This window comes from Paenibacillus sp. YAF4_2, from assembly GCF_052113225.1.
Lineage (GTDB): Bacteria > Bacillota > Bacilli > Paenibacillales > Paenibacillaceae > Pristimantibacillus.
This window is the reverse complement of record NZ_JBFRCT010000007.1, coordinates 1-20,803: the sequence shown is the minus strand read 5'-3', so window position 1 is coordinate 20,803 and position 20,803 is coordinate 1. Positions and strand designations below refer to the sequence as shown.

Annotated in this window: 22 protein-coding genes and 2 pseudogenes; 11 read left to right on the top strand and 13 right to left on the bottom strand. The window is 47.9% G+C overall.

Going from position 1 to position 20,803, the window contains the following annotated elements; translation table 11 throughout:
- Positions 1-103 precede the first annotated feature (103 nt).
- Together AB4Y93_RS17070 and AB4Y93_RS17065 are read left to right on the top strand one after the other, a co-directional pair.
- Complete coding sequence (locus AB4Y93_RS17070) at positions 104-3,970, top strand: galactose-binding domain-containing protein (RefSeq protein WP_441893999.1); 3,867 nt, start codon at positions 104-106, stop codon at positions 3,968-3,970.
- Between the two features lie 258 nt (positions 3,971-4,228).
- The gene (locus AB4Y93_RS17065) at positions 4,229-4,774 is read left to right on the top strand and encodes an HD domain-containing protein (RefSeq protein WP_441893997.1); all 546 of its coding nucleotides are present in this window, start codon (positions 4,229-4,231) and stop codon (positions 4,772-4,774) included.
- A gap of 25 nt (positions 4,775-4,799) precedes the next feature.
- Here the strand turns inward: AB4Y93_RS17065 and AB4Y93_RS17060 are convergent, their stop codons facing one another.
- The 4 genes and pseudogenes from AB4Y93_RS17060 to AB4Y93_RS17045 form a co-directional block, all read right to left on the bottom strand.
- Complete coding sequence (locus AB4Y93_RS17060; RefSeq protein ID WP_441893995.1) at positions 4,800-5,723, bottom strand: DMT family transporter; 924 nt, start codon at positions 5,721-5,723, stop codon at positions 4,800-4,802.
- Positions 5,724-5,885: 162 nt separating this feature from the next.
- A pseudogene (locus AB4Y93_RS17055) lies at positions 5,886-6,059 on the bottom strand (small acid-soluble spore protein H); the annotation flags it as partial.
- 74 nt (positions 6,060-6,133) lie between these two features.
- Positions 6,134-6,445 carry a luciferase domain-containing protein gene (locus tag AB4Y93_RS17050; protein WP_441893993.1) on the bottom strand — a complete coding sequence of 104 codons (312 nt, stop codon included), beginning with the start codon at positions 6,443-6,445 and terminating at the stop codon, positions 6,134-6,136.
- Positions 6,446-6,506: 61 nt separating this feature from the next.
- Positions 6,507-7,784: an adenylosuccinate synthase gene (locus tag AB4Y93_RS17045; RefSeq protein ID WP_441893992.1), complete on the bottom strand. Its 1,278-nt coding sequence runs from the start codon at positions 7,782-7,784 to the stop codon at positions 6,507-6,509.
- Between the two features lie 108 nt (positions 7,785-7,892).
- On the opposite strand from AB4Y93_RS17045, the gene AB4Y93_RS17040 reads away from it, so the two are divergent.
- Positions 7,893-8,774, top strand: a complete 882-nt coding sequence (locus AB4Y93_RS17040; RefSeq protein WP_441893990.1) for a LysR family transcriptional regulator — start codon at positions 7,893-7,895, stop codon at positions 8,772-8,774.
- A 111-nt stretch (positions 8,775-8,885) separates the two neighbouring features.
- Here AB4Y93_RS17040 and AB4Y93_RS17035 read toward each other — a convergent pair whose 3' ends face one another.
- The 4 genes from AB4Y93_RS17035 to AB4Y93_RS17020 form a co-directional block, all read right to left on the bottom strand.
- Positions 8,886-9,173, bottom strand: coding sequence for a hypothetical protein (locus AB4Y93_RS17035; RefSeq protein WP_441893989.1), 288 nt, complete (start codon positions 9,171-9,173; stop codon positions 8,886-8,888).
- 140 nt (positions 9,174-9,313) lie between these two features.
- On the bottom strand, positions 9,314-9,889 hold the full coding sequence (locus AB4Y93_RS17030) for a ferric reductase-like transmembrane domain-containing protein (RefSeq protein WP_441893987.1): 576 nt from the start codon (positions 9,887-9,889) through the stop codon (positions 9,314-9,316).
- The gene (locus AB4Y93_RS17025) at positions 9,873-10,811 is read right to left on the bottom strand and encodes an FAD:protein FMN transferase (protein ID WP_441893985.1); all 939 of its coding nucleotides are present in this window, start codon (positions 10,809-10,811) and stop codon (positions 9,873-9,875) included. The genes AB4Y93_RS17030 and AB4Y93_RS17025 overlap by 17 nt, the downstream gene beginning before the upstream one ends.
- A 14-nt stretch (positions 10,812-10,825) precedes the next feature.
- On the bottom strand, positions 10,826-11,089 hold the full coding sequence (locus tag AB4Y93_RS17020; protein WP_441893983.1) for a hypothetical protein: 264 nt from the start codon (positions 11,087-11,089) through the stop codon (positions 10,826-10,828).
- Positions 11,090-11,276: 187 nt separating this feature from the next.
- Here AB4Y93_RS17020 and AB4Y93_RS17015 point away from each other — a divergent pair, with 187 nt between their 5' ends.
- A complete protein-coding gene (locus AB4Y93_RS17015) occupies positions 11,277-12,431 on the top strand; it encodes a GGDEF domain-containing protein (protein WP_441893981.1) in 1,155 nt (384 codons plus the stop codon).
- Positions 12,432-12,517: 86 nt separating this feature from the next.
- Here AB4Y93_RS17015 and AB4Y93_RS17010 read toward each other — a convergent pair whose 3' ends face one another.
- The gene (locus tag AB4Y93_RS17010; RefSeq protein WP_441893979.1) at positions 12,518-12,883 is read right to left on the bottom strand and encodes a winged helix-turn-helix transcriptional regulator; all 366 of its coding nucleotides are present in this window, start codon (positions 12,881-12,883) and stop codon (positions 12,518-12,520) included.
- A 119-nt stretch (positions 12,884-13,002) separates the two neighbouring features.
- Here AB4Y93_RS17010 and AB4Y93_RS17005 point away from each other — a divergent pair, with 119 nt between their 5' ends.
- Positions 13,003-14,016 carry a zinc-dependent alcohol dehydrogenase family protein gene (locus AB4Y93_RS17005; RefSeq protein ID WP_441893977.1) on the top strand — a complete coding sequence of 338 codons (1,014 nt, stop codon included), beginning with the start codon at positions 13,003-13,005 and terminating at the stop codon, positions 14,014-14,016.
- 70 nt (positions 14,017-14,086) lie between these two features.
- Here AB4Y93_RS17005 and AB4Y93_RS17000 read toward each other — a convergent pair whose 3' ends face one another.
- Positions 14,087-14,851: an SDR family oxidoreductase gene (locus AB4Y93_RS17000; RefSeq protein WP_441893975.1), complete on the bottom strand. Its 765-nt coding sequence runs from the start codon at positions 14,849-14,851 to the stop codon at positions 14,087-14,089.
- A gap of 158 nt (positions 14,852-15,009) precedes the next feature.
- Here AB4Y93_RS17000 and AB4Y93_RS16995 point away from each other — a divergent pair, with 158 nt between their 5' ends.
- Entirely contained in the window at positions 15,010-15,306 is a 297-nt protein-coding gene (locus tag AB4Y93_RS16995) for a hypothetical protein (protein ID WP_441893973.1), read from the top strand.
- A gap of 131 nt (positions 15,307-15,437) precedes the next feature.
- Positions 15,438-15,734, top strand: coding sequence for a hypothetical protein (locus tag AB4Y93_RS16990; protein ID WP_441893971.1), 297 nt, complete (start codon positions 15,438-15,440; stop codon positions 15,732-15,734).
- 131 nt (positions 15,735-15,865) lie between these two features.
- On the opposite strand, the gene AB4Y93_RS16985 is transcribed toward AB4Y93_RS16990, so the two are convergent.
- On the bottom strand, positions 15,866-16,741 hold the full coding sequence (locus tag AB4Y93_RS16985; RefSeq protein ID WP_441893969.1) for an SMP-30/gluconolactonase/LRE family protein: 876 nt from the start codon (positions 16,739-16,741) through the stop codon (positions 15,866-15,868).
- A gap of 128 nt (positions 16,742-16,869) precedes the next feature.
- Between AB4Y93_RS16985 and AB4Y93_RS16980 the strand changes: the two genes are divergently transcribed.
- Positions 16,870-17,898 carry an S-layer homology domain-containing protein gene (locus AB4Y93_RS16980; protein WP_441893967.1) on the top strand — a complete coding sequence of 343 codons (1,029 nt, stop codon included), beginning with the start codon at positions 16,870-16,872 and terminating at the stop codon, positions 17,896-17,898.
- A 41-nt stretch (positions 17,899-17,939) separates the two neighbouring features.
- Here AB4Y93_RS16980 and AB4Y93_RS16975 read toward each other — a convergent pair whose 3' ends face one another.
- A complete protein-coding gene (locus tag AB4Y93_RS16975) occupies positions 17,940-18,311 on the bottom strand; it encodes a VOC family protein (RefSeq protein WP_441893965.1) in 372 nt (123 codons plus the stop codon).
- Between the two features lies 1 nt (position 18,312).
- Positions 18,313-18,831, bottom strand: a complete 519-nt coding sequence (locus AB4Y93_RS16970) for a MarR family winged helix-turn-helix transcriptional regulator (protein WP_441893963.1) — start codon at positions 18,829-18,831, stop codon at positions 18,313-18,315.
- A 151-nt stretch (positions 18,832-18,982) separates the two neighbouring features.
- On the opposite strand from AB4Y93_RS16970, the gene AB4Y93_RS16965 reads away from it, so the two are divergent.
- The 3 genes and pseudogenes from AB4Y93_RS16965 to AB4Y93_RS16955 all read left to right on the top strand — a co-directional run.
- The gene (locus tag AB4Y93_RS16965) at positions 18,983-19,558 is read left to right on the top strand and encodes a TetR/AcrR family transcriptional regulator (RefSeq protein WP_441893961.1); all 576 of its coding nucleotides are present in this window, start codon (positions 18,983-18,985) and stop codon (positions 19,556-19,558) included.
- A 61-nt stretch (positions 19,559-19,619) separates the two neighbouring features.
- On the top strand, positions 19,620-20,393 hold the full coding sequence (locus AB4Y93_RS16960; protein WP_441893959.1) for an SDR family NAD(P)-dependent oxidoreductase: 774 nt from the start codon (positions 19,620-19,622) through the stop codon (positions 20,391-20,393).
- Between the two features lie 210 nt (positions 20,394-20,603).
- Positions 20,604-20,803: pseudogene (locus AB4Y93_RS16955) on the top strand (transposase); the annotation flags it as partial.

The following is a 20,803-nucleotide window of genomic DNA, read 5'->3' as shown; positions in this document are numbered from 1 at the left end:
AAGCTCGCAACATATTCGACTAGCTAATGCTTTCAAAGCAAGAATCATCACAAACGGCATAATCCTAGCTGTTTGTGTGATCATTCTTTTTAGGAGGTTTATTATGTTCGCAATAAGTAAAAGGTTAAACCGCAATCCGTTTGTCATGTTCTCTTTAGCATTCGCCATCCTGTTATCCCAGCTTACGCTCTACCCTTCTATCTCTTCGGCGGCAGGCGGTTCTAACCTCGCTATAGGCAAAACCATAACAGCGAGCGGCTACGCCGATATATACGTATCCGGCAATGTGGCTGACGGCAATCAAGCTACGTATTGGGAGAGTGCGAACAACGCCTTCCCGCAATGGGTTCAAGTCGATCTAGGTGCCAGTACCAGCATTGATCAGGTTGTACTTAAAATCCCTGCTGGCTGGGAGACTCGCACGCAAACCCTCTCTGTACAAGGCAGCACCAACGGCTCGACATTTACTAATATCGTTGGCTCAGCCAGCTATGTCTTTAATCCTACGGTGAATAACAATTCGGTTACGATCAACTTCTCGGCAGCCAGCACACGTTATGTTCGCCTGAATATCACCGCTAATACTGGCTGGCAGGCTGGACAAATTTCTGAATTCGAAATCTATGGAGCAGCCGTTACTCCACCGCCATCCGGTACTTACCAAGCTGAAAGTGCAGCACTGTCGGGCGGCGCCAAAGTGAACACAGACCACACCGGTTACTCCGGTACAGGCTTTGTTGACGGCTACTGGACGCAAGGTGCAGCAACGACCTTCACCGCAAATGTAGCTTCTGCAGGCAGCTATGATGTCTCGCTCAAATATGCAAACTCACAAGGGGCTTCACGCACGTTAAGCATATATGTCAACGGTACTAAGATCCGCCAAACGACATTGAGCAATCTGGCCAACTGGGATACTTGGGGAACCAAGACAGAAGCGCTGACGCTGAATGCCGGCAATAACACCATTGCCTACAAATACGACGCAACGGACTCCGGCAACATTAACCTGGACCAAATTTCAGTAGCTGCTTCGGCAACCCCGACCCCAACGCCAACACCTACGCCTACTCCAACACCTACACCGACACCTACACCTACACCTACACCTACACCTACTCCTACACCAACGCCTACTCCTACAGCGACGCCTACTCCAACACCGACACCAACTCCTCCTGCCGGCTCATCGAATGTAGCATTAGGCAAGACCATTACCGCATCATCCTCTACCTTTACTTTTGTAGCAGCTAACGGCAATGACGGCAGCACAGCTACTTATTGGGAAGGTGGCAGTAACCCTAGCCAATTAACCGTTGATCTAGGTGCCAATCATGACATTACTTCCATCGTTGTGAAGCTTAATCCTGCGACCGAATGGAGCACGCGTACCCAAACGATTCAAGTGCTGGGTGCTAACCAAAGCACAACAACCTTGAGCAATCTGGTGTCCGCACAGTCGTATACCTTTAACCCAGCTTCCGGCAACTCGATAACCATTCCGGTCACTGCTACTGCTAGTAAGGTTCAACTTAACATTTCGGCTAACTCCGGAGCACCCGCTGGTCAAGTGGCGGAGTTTGAGATTTACGGTACACCGGCTGCTAACCCGGATCTAACGATTACAGGCATGACCTGGACGCCTTCGGCTCCAGTTGAGACAGATGCGATTACCCTTAGCGCAACGGTGAAAAATATCGGCAACGCCGGCTCCCCAGCCTCTTCGGTTAACTTCTATCTGGGCAGCGAGCTTGTTGGATCGGCTCCTGTTGCTGCATTAGCGGCTAATGCAACAGCTACTGTGTCGGTGAATGCTGGAGCAAGAAATGCAGGCAGCTATCCGGTCAGCGCCAAAGTCGACGAGAGCAACACGGTAATTGAGCAAAACAATAACAACAACAGCTACAGCAACTCAGCTGGTATTACGGTAGCGGCTGTACAAAGCTCGGACCTGATCGTCTCGACGACCTGGAATCCAAGCAATCCAAGCGCGGGCAATTCGGTTACCTTTACAACGAATCTGAAAAACCAAGGCAACATCGCTTCTGCCGGCGGTGCTCATGCGATTACCGTTACACTGAAAAATGCAGCTGGAGCAACGGTTCAGTCGTGGAACGGCACTTATAACGGCTCCCTTGCTGCAGGCCAGTCAGTCAACGTTACAATGGGTTCTTGGACAGCTGTTAACGGCAGCTATTCGGTAACGACTACGGTTGCCGCTGACGGCAGCGAAGTCAGCACGAAGCAGACGAATAACACCAACGCAGTAAGCTTGTACTCGGGCCGCGGCGCAAATATGCCGTTTACGATTATGGAAGCCGAGTCGACTTCGAATACAACCAACGGTACGAAATTAGCTCCTAACTTCAAGCCAGGTGATTTTGCCGGTGAAGCTTCCGGACGTTCCGCTGTTCAGCTCGATGCAACGGGCGAATATGTTGAGTTTACACTCACGTCCCCGGCCAATGCGTTTGTCCTCCGCAACGCTGTTGCCGAGAATACAACGGGTACAGTAAGCGTCTATGCAAATGGGGTAAGCAAAGGCAAGTTCAACGTCTCTTCCAAGTTCTCTTACCTGTACGCAACACCAAGTACGCTTGGCCGTCTTGGCTATGACAATGCACCTGGTGCTGGCCTCACTGCTTACTGGCTCTACGAAGATTCGCAGCTTATGCTGGATCAAGTGTATCCCGTTGGAACAAAGATTAAGATTCAGAAGGATGCAGGAGATGTACCTTGGATCTATGTTGACATGATCGAGACGGAAAATGTCGCACCGGCGCAAGCGAACCCGGACCCTAGCAAATACGTCGAAGTATCCTCTTCCAAATCGATCGAGCAGGCTTTGAACGAATTTAGACAAGATACTACGAAAAAAGGCATTTACATCCCTGCCGGCAATTGGACGATTAATAGTAAAATCTTCCTCTACGGGCGTGCAACGGAAATTGTAGGCGCTGGTCCTTGGTATACGAAGCTGGTCGCTCCTCAGGACCAATCGAATACAGATGTGGGCTTCAACATCGGCTCAGCGGCAAACGGCTCGACCATCCGTGACCTCTCCGCATGGGGCAACTACATTTATCGGACTGACGGACCGGGCAAATTCATTGACGGTAACGGCATGCAGAACGTAACGGTTCAGAACATTTGGGTCGAGCATTTTATCTGCTTGTACTGGGGCGTGAACTCCTCCAACAATACGTTCAAGAACAACCGGATCAAGAACACATTCGCAGATGGCATCAACATGACCAACGGCTCCTCTAACAATGTCATCGACAACAACTATGCTCGTGGCACGGGGGATGACTCCTTCGCCTTGTTCAGTGCTGCCGATGCAGGAGGTTCCTACAATGTAGGCAACAAATACACGAACCTGACAGCTACTAACGTCAGACGTGCGGCTGCTTTTGCGGTATACGGCGGCTCGAACAACCTGTTCCAGAACCTTTATGGTGCTGATACTCTGACTTATCCGGGCATCACGATCAGCAGCTATAGCTTCGGCTACAACACGCTTGGCTTTGGTGATCAGGACACCGTTATTGACGGAGCAACTCTGGACCGCACCGGTGGAGACTTCTGGACCAGCGTTGGTGCTGATGACAAAATTAACGATTATCAGAACTTTGGCGCGATCTGGATCTACGGCGGAGACCGGGCAATCAAGAACATTCTGATCAAAAATGTAGACATCAACAATCCGGTCTACTTCGGCCTTATGTTCCAGTCCATGACGCCTAACAATATGGTGATGCAAAATATCCGCGTCGAGAACGTCAACATCAACAACCCGACCCGATACGGGATCAAGCTTGTCTTACGTGCCGAGCAAGGCCAAGGCCCTGCTTACGGCGGTGCAAGCTTCACGAACGTGAAGGTCAACAACCCAGGTATCTCCGCGATCTACGGCGAAGCTGCAAGCCCGAACTTTACGGTAACGAGAGTGTCAGGGAACAACTGGTAGGCAATAAATAAAGAGGCCCTCCCATCTGTCATCCAGGATGACGATGAGGGGGCCTCTTTTTTCTCGTTGCGGACGTGCTAGACTGCTGCTCAGCGCTGCGCCGCATCGTTAAGACACACTAATGTTACTTTTCTACCGCCTTAACGATGTCGGACATCGTTAAGGCGTGTGCAAAGAAAATATGTCCTTCGCCTTCTCGACATCAAAGTCAGCTGCCCGTAAACTTTCTTTATATCCAATCCTAAAGGAGCTGATCGAATGAGCTTAGTAGACATTGCTATCGAGTTTGCCGCTACCGCCCATCAATCCCAATACCGTAAAGGAACAAATACGCCGTATATTTCCCATCCGTTTGGTGTGGCCATGATCTTATCGTCATATCTTTGCAACGAGAAGGTTATTATTGCCGCTCTGCTTCATGATCTTCTGGAGGATACCGATGTTACGGAACAGCAGCTAGTTGAAAAGTTTGGCCATGAAGTCACTTCCATCGTGAAGGCTTGTTCCGAACCGGATAAATCGCTCAGCTGGGAAGAACGGAAAACCCATACGATTGAGAATATCCCCACTGATCCGCTCGAAGTACGCTTAGTTGCCTGCGCAGACAAACTTCATAACCTGCGAAGCATGAAACGTGATTATGAAGCATTTGGTCCGAATTTCTGGGCACGATTTAAAAGAGGCGAGAAAGAACAAGCCTGGTACTACAAAAGTCTTTCTGATGCATTCGTTAAAGCTGAAGATAGCCAACAGCATCCGCTATTCTCCCAGTTTATTTATGAAGTAAATGATTTCTTCAATTAATCATAAACCTCATTTCAAAATATCATTATTTTCTAACGTTAACGCCTGCCTTTAAACCGACCCGCCAAAGCGGCGGAAGCTGCGGCACAATCATACCTACCAGCATAAACAAACAGCCGATTCCCGCGCGGACACCAAGTATCTCATCGAGCAGCAGATAGCCCCCAATCGCGGCAAATACCGTTTCCAAGCTCAGAATAATCGCCGCTTGTGTGGGATGAGCATTCTTCTGACCGACGATCTGCAGCGTATACGCGATACCAACTGAACAGATCCCGCCGTACAAGAGAGGAATTATCGCATCGGACAATCCAGCTAACTCAACCTTTTCAGTAGAGAAAGCCGCAATGAAGCTTAACAGCGAACAGGTCAAAATCTGCACCAGCGATAACTTCAACACATCCGTCTTTCTGGAAAAGCTGTCGATCATCAAAATATGTACGGACCAGAATAGCGCACCAACTAGCTCATATAGATCGCCTTTGCCAAGCGTTAGTTTATCCGTCATACATAATAAATAAAGGCCAATGACCGCCAGTATCGCACCTACAGCACTGTTTATCCCAAGCCGCTGCTTCAGGAACAAACCAAAGAAAGGTACGATAACAATGTACAGCCCCGTAACAAAAGCTGCTTTTCCCGCAGTCGTGTACATCAGTCCAATTTGCTGCAAAGACGCGCCAGCGAACAAAATAAGTCCCGAACAGAGCCCGTACAACGAGGCACTCTTAAATGATGAGCGAAGCTCTACATGCGTCTGACCAGCTTTTCGATCCATCACCCAAATAAGCGGAACCAACGACAGTGCCCCTAGTGCAAATCTAACCGCATTAAAAGTAAATGGCCCTGTATGCTCCATCCCTTCGCGCTGTGCCACAAAAGCGAATCCCCATATAAATGCTGCGATCAATAGAAATAAACTGGATTTTAATTGCGCTTGTTGTCTCATAATCTCTCCCGGCTTCACACGATCTAAGAAGTTAATTATACAAAAACAAAGCACAGCGGTCATCCGCTATGCTCTGTTCTTTGAAAAGCTTTATTCTTCCATTCCACCGTCAGATACCCTGCAAGCCACTTGATCGACTTCCATAGCCATCATAGATGAAGGCTCAGCCAAGCTGCGTACGGGTACTTCTAACTCTTGATCCGGCTCAGCAAGAGGATAAATCCTTGCTGTCCCCTTTTCTTCATCCACATGCTGAATATAGACCGGGAGCCCGTTATAATTCACATCTGCCATAATCGGAGATGCCGCAATCTCTGTTGCTCGATTAACATCCATCGCAATAACCTCCTCTGCTTCAAGCTCATTACAGTATGAGCGGAGGAGGAATGGAATATGCATCCAATTAGGCGTTAGATCTCTTCTTTCCCTTTTGCAAACCGTTCATAGTTGAACCTAAGAAGCTCTAACGCATGTGCAACATCTTCTTCGGTATTTAAATAAATCGACACCCATCCTGAATCAGGAAGAATATGATGGGCTTTCGCTTTTCCGACATTCACAGCATCATCACGTTTTGCCTTTGGCAATAGCAGGTCAACAAGCTGCTCACCATGAAGATGGCCGATCTCTCTTCCGTCAACAACGAACTCAATTCCTCCGAACCGATGCGGCCCCGACATTACTCCTGGCCAGGATAGCAGTACTTCTGTAACCTTCCCCATAAAATAGTCCCTCCAATCTACTACCTTAATGGATGTTATTACAGCTTAACTATTCGTATGTCTATCGTGTTATGACCTGATCACGTCTTGGGCCAACAGAAACGGTTGCGATCACAACGCCAATCTCCGACTCAATAAATTCTACATATTGTCTGGCTTCAGCTGGCAGCTCATCGTAATGTTTGATCCCCGATAGATCACATTTCCAGCCGGGCAGCTGCTTGAACACCGGTTTGGCAGATGCCAGTCTCGATGTAATCGGAAACTGATCAGTAATGCCGTCCTCCATCTCGTAACCAATGCATAAAGGAATTTCGTCTAAGTAACCTAATACATCCAAATTCGTTAGCACCACCGCGGTCGCCCCTTGCAAACGACATCCATAACGGGTTGCCACGGCATCGAACCAGCCCACACGTCTTGGCCGTCCCGTTGTTACGCCATATTCCCCGGCATCCCCGCCTCGCTGCCTGAGTGCTTCTGCCTCTGCACCATCCAGTTCGGAGACAAAGGGTCCCGCACCTACACAACTGGAGTAGGCTTTCGTTACGGCTATCACCTCAGTAATGGCGTAAGGGGGAAGCCCTGCTCCAACAGAAGCAAACCCTGCAAGTGTAGAGGATGATGTGGTAAAAGGATAAACACCATGATCCGGGTCTCGAAGTGCTCCCAATTGACCCTCCAGCAAAATATTTTGGCCATTCATATAAGCCTTCTGAAGTAAAGCCGTAGTATCGCCGATATATGGAGCTAGAAACTCTGCTTGTTTACGCAATTGCGGGATCCACTCGTCAGCTTCTATCGGTGGTTGTCCGTAAAAATGCTCGAGTAATACATTTTTAGTCTCCAGGAGCCTTTCAATACGTTCGCATAGCCGAGTGGGATCCAGCAGATCCGAGGCCTGAATGCCAAGCTTCATATACTTATCTGCATAAAAAGGAGCAATTCCCCGTCTAGTCGAACCAAAGCTGTTTTGGCCTAGTCTTTCTTCTTCAAGTTGATCAAACAGCTTGTGAATAGGTAGTACAATCTGTGCTCGATCGGAAATCATTAATTGTGGAAGTGGAACTCCTCGTGAGGATAAAGCCTGGAGTTCTTCCGACAATACGTCGATATCTAACGCTACTCCTGGTCCAATAATATTCATCACATTCGGGTTAAAAACGCCCGAGGGAAGGATATGCAGCGCAAACTTGCCATAGTCATTAATAATCGTATGCCCCGCATTGCTCCCACCTTGATAACGGACCACATAGGAAGATTGTGCAGCAAGCACATCCGTCATTTTGCCCTTTCCTTCGTCTCCCCAATTTGCTCCTACAATTGCCGTAACCGCCATCTTCTCAACCTCCGCTCATTTATTACTTACAAAGCTAATGATAAAGGCTAAGAAGTGTATTAGAATAATTCATATAACTAATATCCGATATAAATGTGAGGAATACCTATGGAAGTGAATTTGGAATGGTACCGTGTCTTTTATTGGATAGCGAAGACGGGAAGTTTATCGCGAGCAGCCGAACAGCTGCATATTACGCAGCCTGCAGTAAGTCATACGATTAAGCAGCTCGAGAGCACTTTGGGAGGGCAGCTCTTTTTCCGAACACCAAGGGGAGTAACCTTAACAACGGAAGGAGCCGTTTTGCTGCAATATATCGAGCAGGCGTTCCACTCTGTCGAAATTGGCGAAAAAGCTATTGCCGAAATGAACAACCTGAATAGCGGTGAAATCGCAATAGGAGCCAGCGACACGTTGTGTAAGCATTATTTGCTGCCCTATCTGGAGCAATTCCATAAAGAGCATCCCGGCATTCGAATTCGAATAACGAACCGAACAACACCAGAAACACTCGAGCTGCTGAAAGAAGGGAAGATTGATTTCGGTATTGTAAGTATGCCAGTATCCGATAAAAAGGTTGATATTCGTGAAAGCACACCTCTGCAAGACTGTCTCGTTGGAGGTACAGGATACCAAGCACTAGCAGCAAGCTCTCCACTGCCTCTTGAACAATTAAGCGAATATCCCTTGCTTTTACTCGAGAAAGGAAGCTATACCAGGTGTTACTTGGACGACTATGCAGCATCGCATGGAATAACGCTGACACCGGAATTTGAGCTTGGCAGCGTAGATCTTCTTGTCCAATTTGCCCGAAGTGGATTTGGCCTTGCGTTTGTCATTCGTAACTTTGTACTTGAGGAATTGCAGCGAGGCGAGCTGGTTGAAATTCCATTAACCCCCTCCATACCTGCTCGTCCTATTGGAATTGCAACTTTGAGAGGAGTTCCTATATCTGCAGCAACGAAATCCTTTCTTGCTTTATTACCTTAATCTCATGCAAAAACACAAAGGCCGAAGCATTCCCTAAAAAGGGGCTCCGGCCTATCATATCCGAAGATACGCAGTCCTCTTTAGCGGCTCGAACTGCTGCATCTAAGATTCTTATAATTTACCTTTCAAGTCCATCAAATACTTTAACAGTACAGCGAGGGCGCCCACGTAGTAGCCGACCAAAACTAGCCAGCCTGTTACATCCATTGCAGCAAGACCTGCAAGAAGGAGCAGCGGGAGCACATAGTAAACCATGTCTTTTAAATAGCCTAACACGAAGTCTGTTGAGAATTTTCCTCCTGTTACCATTTTGAACAAATCAACTAATAAGTTGGCTGCCATTGAGCCCATTACGACCCACATTGCGACTTCCATCCAAAGTGTAAATGATCCTAGCACTTTTCATCACCTCCGAATTAGAGGAATGTGATACGCTTACATTTTATGCAGAAAGCTCGCAAGTTGTCTCCACCATAAGCCTGTAAAAATAAAAATACACCGCCACATGAATGGCGATGTATTTCTCCGTTTTCACAATTTTAGATAGCCCTCGGCAATTTCTTCAGAACCTCACGCTTCACAGCTCTAACCGTCGCTACTCTATACCACGTAAGCAGAACTACGATGATACCTGTCGACCAATACATCGCCTGCGCCCATGGATAATGCGAGTCTGAACCGATCAAGAGGCCGTGGACAAGAGACAGAAAGTAACCGGGAAAAGCCAGCATATGCGTCATTTTCCATACTTTTTTGCCCAGCTTTTTCATCAGATCGGAAGACAGGATAACAAGGAAGGTGATATAGAAGGACAATGTGCCAAGGCCAGTTAGAATAGGATGCGAGTCTGAGGTGAAAGGGATCAGCAGCTCGCTAATTGAATAATTTACATATTGATCAAACCAGAGCACCGAGCCATGAATCATCCCGAATAGAAATCCAAACCAACCCGCTGATTGATGGATGGTAAGCACGATTGGTTTAGCTTTATTTTTGATCATACGCAATCCCATAGTAATACCTGCAACTGTAGAAAGAAACAGAAATAAATACGAGGTAATGCCTGACGCACGCGTAGTCGTCCATACACTAAAAGCTTCAATAACTCCATGCATGAAGAAGCTCCCCTTCCTCCACATACTGCCCAATCCTACCAACTGTCCGTATGGAACCGTCATGCAGAACGCCTATTGCCGCACAGGACGGATGATGACTAGCTAACCATTCGAAGCCATGCTTCGAACCAAGAATGACTACGCATTTGGCATACACTTCAGCGTCTACCAGATGAGGGGCAAAGAGGGTAACCTGGGCGAGATCAGACCGGGCAGATGCTCCGGTATGCGGATGAATAATATGGTGATGGAACTGTCCAAAATGATCCTTCCACTGCCGTTTTACCGTACTGCTCGTAGCGATTCCTGCCGGGTAGCGCACGCGAAGTGTCATCAAATCCCGGCTCGCCTCCCACGGATCACCAATGCCGATTGTCCAGCCCTCTTCCGGTACCCCCCACAAAGTAATGTCGCCCCCCGCTCCAACTGCTCCGGAACGGATTCCTGCTTGCTGAAGCATGAGAGATAATTGGTGGGCACTCCATCCTTTTGCAAATCCGCCCAGATCGACAGCAAGCCTCAGGTTTAGTCTAATGACACCTATATCCGGTTCAAAAATGACGGGAATATCACACTCGAAAGGCTTTGTCTTTAAGTCGTGCGTAACAGCCTCTCCCTTAAGAAGCTCATAAGACTTCGAATAACCAAGCTGGCGGATCACATGGCCCAAGTATGGATTAAACAACCCCTCTGTTGCTTCATAGTATCGATTCGCTTCATTCATCACTTCATACAGCAAAGTTGAGGCAAGAAAAGGTTGTCCCGCCGAACGATTGAATAATGACAACTCGCTGTGCGGATTAAATCGGCTGAGCTTTCCCTCTATGGTAGCCATCCAGCCCTCAGACATCTCCTGCGCTCCAACTGGCAGCCCTTTGGTGAAGAACTGCGTATTCATCGCGTTAAATCTATGCAAACTCATTTCCAGCTCCCTCCTTAAGATGCGTGGGTCCGCATGCCTTCATCTGTTGACTCTGAACTCGAGCCACGGCCGCGACCGCCAAGCGGGCGCTGCTGGAAGCTGTCTGAGCTGCTGCCGCCTTGAATACTCTCGTCAGTTGGACTGCTGCTTATGATGTCACTGCTGGCTGGACTAGCCGCAGAAGTTGTCTCGGAATGATTAATTACGCCTACCATACCTGTAAATAACGCTACGCTGGAGATGCCGACAACCCATTTTACCCACCTTGGATTAGCCATCTATGTAGCCTCCTTCATCGTTTCTATGGTAACTACAGTCAGTGTATACTCCATTCCTTAAATCAATCTGAAATGGCCTGCAAGGATTACATAGTGAAAAAGACCTACTTTTTACACACATGCTCTTCCAAGTGTTTCCTTTATCCTGATATAATCGACAGTAACGGACATTCTTCTCGTCAGGCTGGTGACTATTATAAGCATACTGCTCGATTCAACAACGATCGTTATTTTTCTTGGAATCGGATATCTATTCACGTTTATTGTGATGAGTGCTTACTGGCGTGATCTGATCATGGCTTTACCAGTCAGAGCATTCTTCTTGGCTAAGCTCTTGCAGTCCATCTCCTGGTTTTGTGCCGTATTACGTGGAGATATTTCAGATTTTCTATCCATCACCGTTGCCAATTCAATCATGTTTATCGGAGCATCTATGGAGATTATCTCTCTATTACACTTAAGGAACGAATGGCGTTCAGCCTTCAGAAATCTATATCTATCATTCCTCTTCCTTAGCATCGTTGGTTTTCAACTACTCCTTCATCACCATGAGGATATCCGAATCGCCTACTGCTCCTTCACCCTTGTGTTCCTTCTGGCGCCCGTGTACCGGTTAACTAAAGGGCCATCCCCATTAATGAAAGTCATAGGCTATATCTATCTATTCGTGATGGCTGCGAATCTCTTCAGAGGGGTAACGGCCCTCTTTACGGATATCTCCGCAAGCTTTTACACACCAGGTATTTATCAATTATTCTACCTACTGACTATTTATCTTCTTACGATTCTTTCAATCATGGGATTCTTACTGATGTGGAAGGAGAAAATCAATCAGGATCTGATTCGCTATGCCAGTTATGATGATCTGACCGGAACTCTCAATCGAAGAGCATTCACTGAGAATGCCCGGAATTTTCTCACGCGTTATGCGAAAAAAGGTGAAGCTGTATCGTATCTGCTGTTTGATATCGACAGCTTTAAGGACATTAATGATACATACGGCCATCATATAGGAGATCTCGTGCTTAAAGATGTTACGAACCGGATTAAGCAGCAATTAGGGGAGAATGATCTGTTCGTGCGTTATGGAGGAGATGAGTTCGGCATCCTGTTACCCGGGTTAAACGAGACGCAATCAAACGAATTGGCCGAACTGATCAAGAAACTGCTCGAAACGGTTCCAAGCAGCCTGCCTGTCACTTATACGATTAGTATAGGAGTACTCACTGTTGTCCCGGATCAGCACACTCATCTGGAATCGATGTATACAAGATGTGATCAAGCCCTATATACGGCCAAGCGCAACGGTCGAAACAGTATTTTCCGCAGCCAGATTGGCTAGATAACACTACCGAATATTGATAAAGGGCCTTGAGTCTCCCATGCGGAGATTCTCGGCCCTTCATTTCTATTCCAACCATCCTCTATCTAACTCTTATCGCTGTCGTATCCTTCTCTTGCCTGCTTCACATCGTCATAATGATCGACCGCCCAGATCTTAAGCATATTCATAATGGGAAGAAGCGACTCCCCAAGTGGTGTAAGTGAATACTCCGTTATTGGCGGAACAGAAGGTATAAGCTTGCGGTTAACTACGCCATCCCGCTCCAGCTGCTTCAGCGTTTGAGTCAGCATTTTCTGCGAGATGCCTTCAATACGCCTCTTCATTTCCCCGTAACGAATGGTGCCATCCTCCATCGCATAAATAGCCAGCGCCGTCCATTTGTTAGATATGATCTCCAGCACATGACTATACCTGCATGCCTCCAGAGAGATATCCGGCAGCTTCTTCATGACTGCTCCCTCCCTTTGTACGCACCTTTAAGTTCGTAACCCACTTTAAAGTGCCGTGTTACTAAATTTTATGACGTGCGCTATATTATGTCTATCTTTTACAAAGGAGTGTGCTTGAGATGAAAGCATTTGTGTTACAAGGCGGTTTTGGGCTTGATCATGTGATGGAGGCAGATCTCCCTATTCCTTCTCCTGGACCTGGGCAGGTTCTGATTCAGATAAAGGCAGTGTCCCTTAATTCCCGTGATACAGGAGTGATTGACGGATTTTATGAGCCGAATCGGACGGAGCCTCTTATTCCGGTCTCAGATGGTGTCGGCAGGATCATTGCCTTAGGGGAACACGCAGACAAGCTCCAAATCGGAGAACGGGTCAGCGGGATATTCACGCAAAGCTGGACAACAGGCGAACCTACACAGGAGAACTGGGTATCGACACTAGGAAGCCCACTTAACGGAATGCTTGCGGAGTATGTTGTACTGCCAGAAGAAGGACTAGTGAGGGTACCCGAACATCTCACTGATGAGGAAGCTGCAACTTTAGCCTGTGCAGGTGTCACGGCTTGGCATGCGATTCTGGAGGAAGGTCAAGTGAAAGCTGGTGACATCGTTGTTGTGCAAGGAACGGGTGGTGTGTCCCTATTCGCTCTGCAGTTCGCCAAGCTTCTGGGAGCAACGGTTATCGTTACATCCAGCAGTGATGAGAAGCTGGAACGCGCGAAGGAGCTTGGCGCCGACTATGGGATCAACTACAGAACAAATCCCGAATGGGATCAAGCTGTTCTAGCCTATACACAAGGGCGCGGAGCCGACCACATCGTTGATCTAGGTGGTGCATCTACACTGAATCGTTCCATCTCGGCGCTGAAAGTAGGAGGACAAGTAAGCATTATAGGCATTTTGTCAGGCGCAGCGGTTGAGGACTTCACCATCGTCCCTGCTATTATCCGCAAAGCCAGACTCCAAGCGATCAATGTCGGCAGCCGGGAAATGTTCGAAAGAATGAATGCTGTCATTGAGCAGCATTCCCTTCGCCCAGTCATGGACCGATCCTTCCCCTTCTCCCAATCCCTTGATGCACTCCGCTACTTGGCGCAAGGCTCTGCATTTGGGAAGATAAGTATTGTATTCTAAGTTTATGACCGGATAAAAATACACCGCTGAAGCGCCCTGAGGGACGAAGCGGTGTATTTTTTGTGCATCTTTATAAATGCGACCCGCCACTTACATCCATGCATTGCCCGGTAATCCAGCGGCTATCTGAAGAAGCCAGGAAAGCCGCAACATCCGCAATATCTGAAGGATCTCCCCATCTGCCGAAGCTCGAATATTCGGCGCCAAATCTATATCCGGACTCATCCTGCAACAAAGCATTATTCATATCTGTGGCGATAAAACCGGGCTGGAGGGCATTAACGGTAATCCCGCGATGTGCAAGCTGGGTAGATAAAGAAAGTGTAAGCGTATTGATAGCCCCTTTGGTCATACTGTATGCCGTAACCCCAGGCAGGGAAATCCTCGTTGTAGCAGAGGACAAATTAATAATTCTGCCGTTATCTCTTAGGCGGGGCAACGCTTGCTGAATGAGGAAGAAAGGAGCCTTTACATTGGTATTCATAACGTGGTCGAAGGCATCCTCTGTTGTATCCTCAATAGCAGCGGGAAGCCCCACACCTGCATTATTGACGAGAATATCAAAGGACCTCTCACCCGTGCGCTCCTCCAAAGCCTGGTCCAATTGTTCATAAAGCTTAGCAGCACTAGCAGCAGTCCCAAGCTCCTGCCCTATTGAAAAAGCTTCCCCTCCGTTTTGCTTGATTTGCCGTACAACATCAGCCGCCGCATCAATATTTGCACCATAGTGAACAACTATCATAGCTCCCTCCTGGGCAAGTCTCAGCGCAATAGCACGGCCAATCCCTCTGCTTGCACCTGTAACCAAAGCAATTTTTCCATTTAATCTACTCATGCTCCACTCAACTCCTTCTAATTTTTTACACTATTAGTTGTATCATAGGAGCAGTTTTGTAATGTTGCTGTTTCATTTTTCGGAATTCCTTGTGGCATTTACCTATATGCCGAATAGCCTAACTTATAAGGCATTATTCATGACGAGGAGAATATGACATGGCACTTGAGAGACCCTTCATCAGGGGAAGCAACTTGCCGATAAACCCTGAGCTTCTTCCGCAAGGCCCTGTTAATCTATTCGCAAGGTTTATTAGCCCAAACCCAATAACATCGGTGAATCCGGTTCAGCGCTTTCCTTCCATCCATCCTAACGCCTTTCTGAGTCCGTTCTCCACGGTTATTGGTGATGTGATCATCTGCGACAATGTGTTTGTAGCACCAAGCGCCACTCTTCGCGCCGATGAAGGAACACCTTTCTTCATGGCAAGAGTTCCAATATTCAAGACGGAGTGATCCTGCATGGCTTAGCTAATCAAGGTATTCAAGTAGGGAGTAAACGTTATGCAATCTTTATAGGCGACAGAGTTTCCATTGCTCATGGGGCTATTGTCCACGGTCCCTGCCTCATCGAGGATGATGTATTCGTGAGCTTCAAAGCCATTGTATTTAATGCATATGTAGGCCGCGGTTCTTATGTTTCAATGGATGCTATTGTGACAAACGGGGTACGAATCGCTCCTCAACGGTTTGTTCCACCTGGTGCACATATTGATACACAGGAGAAGGCCGACTCTCTTGGCCCCGTACCTAAGGACTCCGTGGAATTCGCCGAACAAGTTATTCGGGTTAACCGGGAGTTCCCTCCCTCCTACGATGCCATGTTTGGCAGTCATCGCTGCTCCTGCGGAATAGCCTATAACCACGCAAACTTATTACATTAAAGCAAAGACCGGGAATCCTCCGCATAGGAGACTCCCGGTCTTTTGATTATATTTTTCGCTAACAATTCATCCCGGATCGATTGACGAAGGGAAGAACTCGAGCTGTTCCGAAGTGTCGTTGCTTTACATTCTTATCCTTTCGCCCGCTGTACAGGCAATCCTTTAACATCCAGCTTGACGCGAAACAATGCACCGGCAAGCGGCTGCTTGCTGAGCTGCATTTCATCATGACCAATTCTTGCTGTTGTGATAAATAGCTCATCCAGATTCTCGCCGCCAAAAGTGCAGGACGTGACATTACTGACGGGAAGCGGAATGCTTGCCAGCTTTTCACCCGTAGATGGATTCCATCGAGAGATCTGCCAGCCATTCCAGTGGCCAACCCACAGCATTCCCTCTGAGTCGATGCACATGCCGTCCGGACTGCCCTCTCCTTCCGGGATCGTAATCACCGTTCTTCTGTTTGAGATCTGACCGGTCGCTTGATCATAATCGAAGGCATCAACAAAATTCTCAAAGGTGTCGATATAGTACATCAACGTTCCATCCGCATTCCAAGCTAGTCCATTCGAACAGCCAACCTCGGATAAGCGCGTAGAGAGCTTACCATCCTCAAGAACGTACAAATGTCCGCTTCGCTGGTTCCAAATGCTGCTCATTGTGCCTGCCCAGAATCGTCCGTTCGGATCACATTTGCCATCATTGAGTCTATTCGGACTATCCTCTTTGGTGTGCGCAATTAATGTTGTTGTTCCTGTCTCGAGGTCGAAACGATAGAACCCGTCTGCTAGTGCGAGAACCCATGCTCCATCCTCTGCAGGAACTGCTGCACCTACTTTCAGATCCAGCTGATATGCGATTTGTCTGCCATCACTCGGACGATAACGGTGAAGCTTGCAGCCTTCGATATCAACCCGGAACAGCTCCTGGAGCTGTTCATCCCATACCGGGCCTTCTCCCAACTGATCTTGCCCTTCCAACAGGCATTCCGAGCTATAAATCTTCATTTTTACCTCCTCAATATCTAAAAAAATGCTAATAATTTCCGATAATATTTATTATGAGCCCACAATGTAGGGTTTTGCAATTATTTGTCGAATGACATTCTTTGCATATTAATAGGAAAGGAATGAAAATGATGAAAAAGAAAATCGCAGGCATTGCGTTAGCTATACTTCTATGTTCTTACGCCTCATTAAGCTTTGCCAGCACAAAGACATCTGCAGATTTCACTGATTTGAAAGATTTGGACGCGGCTACAAAAGCCAAGTTTGATGCCATGATCAGCGCAGGAATCTTCGACGGCGTCTCCGACACTAGCTTTGGTCTGAAGGAAGAGATGAACCGCGCCCAGTTCGCGAAGGTCGCTTCACTAGTCATGGGACTCAAAACGGATGATTCTTTGAAGACATCCAGCTTTAAGGATGTGAAAGCTGATGATGCGGCTAACGGCTACGCCCTTCCGTATATTGAAGCGCTTAAAGCCGCAGGAGTTACGGAGGGCTACGGAGCAGGTATTTACGATCCAGCAGGCAAAGTAACGAAGGAACAGCTTGCAACGTTCCTGGTCAGAGTTCTAGGCAAAGATGCTGATGCAAAAGCTAAGGACGGCATGGATAAAACCGTATCGGATTGGGCGCAAGGTTATGTCGCGCTGGCCCTTGAATTAAAGCTGCTGAATAATGGCACGGACGGTAAATTTGGCGGACAAGCCAATGCAACACGCGACATGCTGCTGACAGGTTCGTACGAAACCAAGCAGCAATATGTACCACCAGCAACACCTACTCCAACTCCAACTCCAACTCCAGTATATATCTCACCGCCGGTGAATACTGGCGAGCAACCTGGCGACGGCTCCGGCGAGCAACCTGGTGACGGCTCTGGTGAGCAACCAGGTGACAGCTCCGGCGAGCAACCTGGCGACAGCTCTGGCGAGCAACCTGGCGACAGCTCCGGCGAGCAACCTGGCGACAGCTCCGGCGAGCAACCTGGCGACAGCTCCGGCGAGCAACCTGGCGACGGCTCCGGCGAGCAACCTGGCGACGGCTCCGGCGAAATCCCTGGCGGCGACAATGGCGACGATTTGCCAATTACCGATCCTACCGGGGGTTGTCAAGCATATGGTTGTGTGGTAATTATCCCTCCTGGTTGGGGTGGGTAAAAACAACGGTGCGGGAACTTCCCGTACCGTTGTTTATTTTTTTATCCTGCCCGATAAAAAGACAGCACCCAGCACACGCCGTTCCGGTCCGTTACAATCGCCAAATAGCCATTAAACGGTGCCTCGTACATGGCCGTCTGCACTGTACCACTTCCTGCAAATTCTTCATAGATCCTTCTGAAGGCTTCTTCCGTGTCGATCTTCAGAAACACTCTAACATAATCGCCTTTCACAGCCGGCTTCGCCGCCTGAGTATCTGCAAACTTAAGAGATGTTCCCTCTACATGAAGATCCGCATTTAGAACCGTATCCCCCTGCTGGCGCAGGATCACGATCTCACCGCCAAAGACGCTTTGATAATATTTAATTTCCTCTTTGCAATTCTCCACTGCGATAAAAGGGTGTGCAATCATCCTATTCATCCTCCTCCGTCAAATTATGAAGCACATTTTTTAACAGCGTTAACAACAAGCCATATTCTTCATCGCTGATTCCTCTTCGGGTCTTGCTTTTGATCCGATTCAACGTTTCCTGCACCTTCGGTACTACCTCATGACCAGCTTCTGTCAAATAAAGCAGATGGTAGCGGTTATCGACCGGATCGGCCTCCCTGCGTACGTATCCTTCTGCTTCCAGCTTGGCGATAGCCTTCGCCGTTGTCGTCTTATCAATAAGCAGCTTCTCGCTTAGTGCTTTTTGTGTGACTGGCTGCTGAGAGGCAATCGCCATCAGAAAAATATACTGCCCGCTTCCAATCCGGTATGGTGCCAGCTCAGCTGAGATCAGAATCTGCATATGGCGGTAAATCGCCGAGATGTATTGCCCATGTGATTCCGAAGCATTCTCATGCCCTTTATTCCAATTCCCGCTCAGATTATGCCCTCCTCCACAATAGGATGTTATTGCAACTAATTTATTCTCATCATATGCCATATAGCATGCTATTGCAACTAATTTTTATTAAAATTTTCCAGTACAGCAAATTAGGAATCCACACCCCATTTTGAGAACGACCAGTAAAAAATAATTCTTTACCGATCGTTCTCAATATGATATTCTAATCTCGAAAGGAGGCAGAAACGATTTGGCCAGAAGCAAGGAATTTGATGAAGATGCCGTGCTGCTGAAGGCAATGAAGCTGTTTTGGGCACAGGGCTACGAGAAGACCTCCATGCAGGATCTTGTTGAGCATATGGGCATCCACAGAAGAAGCATTTACGATACCTTCGGTGATAAGCACGCGTTATATTTGTTAGCTTTGAAGCGCTATAGCGATACGGTCTGGAAGTCCATTGAACAACGGGCCAACACCTCCTTCACAGCAAAAGCTGCCATCCGCTCTCTCATGGAAACAACGATTGCTCAGGATGAAGAACGTCCACAAGGCTGTTTAATGGTGAATACAGCTGTGGAGTTAGCCTTGCATGATACCGAGCTTGAAGCTTATGTCAGCAAAAGCTTGGAACATACCGAGGAGCTGATCCGTGATTTGCTCGTCAGAGGCCAGCAAGCCGGCGAACTATCTGCTGCACTTGATGCGGAGATGTTATCTGCTTACTTCAACAATGCGCTGACGGGACTTCGGGTGATTGCGAAGACACAGTACAATAGAGAGAGATTACAACAGATTATTGCGACAACAATGTCTATTCTAGACTAAATTTTTTTGCATATTATAGAATGATCGTTCTCAAATTAAGAAATAAGGAGTCGTGTTCATAATGAGTAAATTAAACGGAAAAGTAGCATTAATTACTGGAGGTAACAGCGGAATCGGGCTGGCTACCGCCAGAAGGTTTGTAGAGGAAGGCGCAAAGGTTGTTATTACAGGCCGCAATCAGGATTCTTTAACAGCAGCAGTTAATGAGCTTGGCCAAGAGAAAGCCTTCGCCGTACAGGCGGATGTAACGGATCCTGCTGATGCAGAGCAAGCGGTTGCTGCTGCCATTAAGCAATTCGGCCAATTGGATATCGTCTTTGCGAATGCCGGTATTGCTGGCAGTACACCGCTTGGTGATACGAAGCTGGAAGACTTCGAACAAATTTTAAAGATTAACGTGACTGGTGTCTTCTTCACCGTGCAGGCAGCGGCACCTTATTTGCAGGCTGGCGCATCTGTGATCCTTGTCGGTTCGGTGCTCGCTACTACCGGCGGGGTCGGCAGAGCAGCTTATGCCGCCAGCAAAGGTGCTGTCAGCAGTATGGCCAAAGTATTTGCCTCCGAGCTGTCGCCGCGCGGTATCCGGGTGAATACGGTTGTGCCTGGTGCGACCAAAACCCCAATCTGGGGAGCTTCTGCACCTGAACAACTGGAGAAATTGGAGGCCGCTCTCTCCTGCTCCATTCCGCTTAACCGTCTCGGTGAACCTGAGGAAATTGCGAATGCGGTATTATTCTTGGCCTCGGATGAATCCTCCTTTGTTCAAGCTGCCGAGCTTCAAGTTGACGGCGGAGCTTATGGAGCACCACTCGGCGCTCCAATCTATCGCCAATAAGCGTCTTATCAACAACAGGCCGTTCCTGCTGAAGGGTCCTCCCTTCTCAGGAGCGGCTTGTTTGCTGTTCTTTGGCTTTTCTTGAAGCTTGTTTTCAAGCTGCTGAACAGCCTGTTCTAACTTTTCGCTCGTGATGGTGGAAGCCTCTCCGGGCTCCGGTCCAAGTTATTCAGAGTTTGGTCTTCCTGTTTCTCAGCCTCCTCGATGGGTAGAAGTACCACGGAAAGCGGCTATGAAATCACAACTCGCCATTATCGTAGTTTTTCATGTGAAGGCTGCCCATTGAAAGAACGATGCACGAAGGCACAAGGAGATCGTGAAATAAAGGTCAGCATGGAATATCTTCGCCTTAAACGACAAGCTCGGGAGCAATTAAAGAGTGAAGATGGACATGCCTTATCGGTTCGACG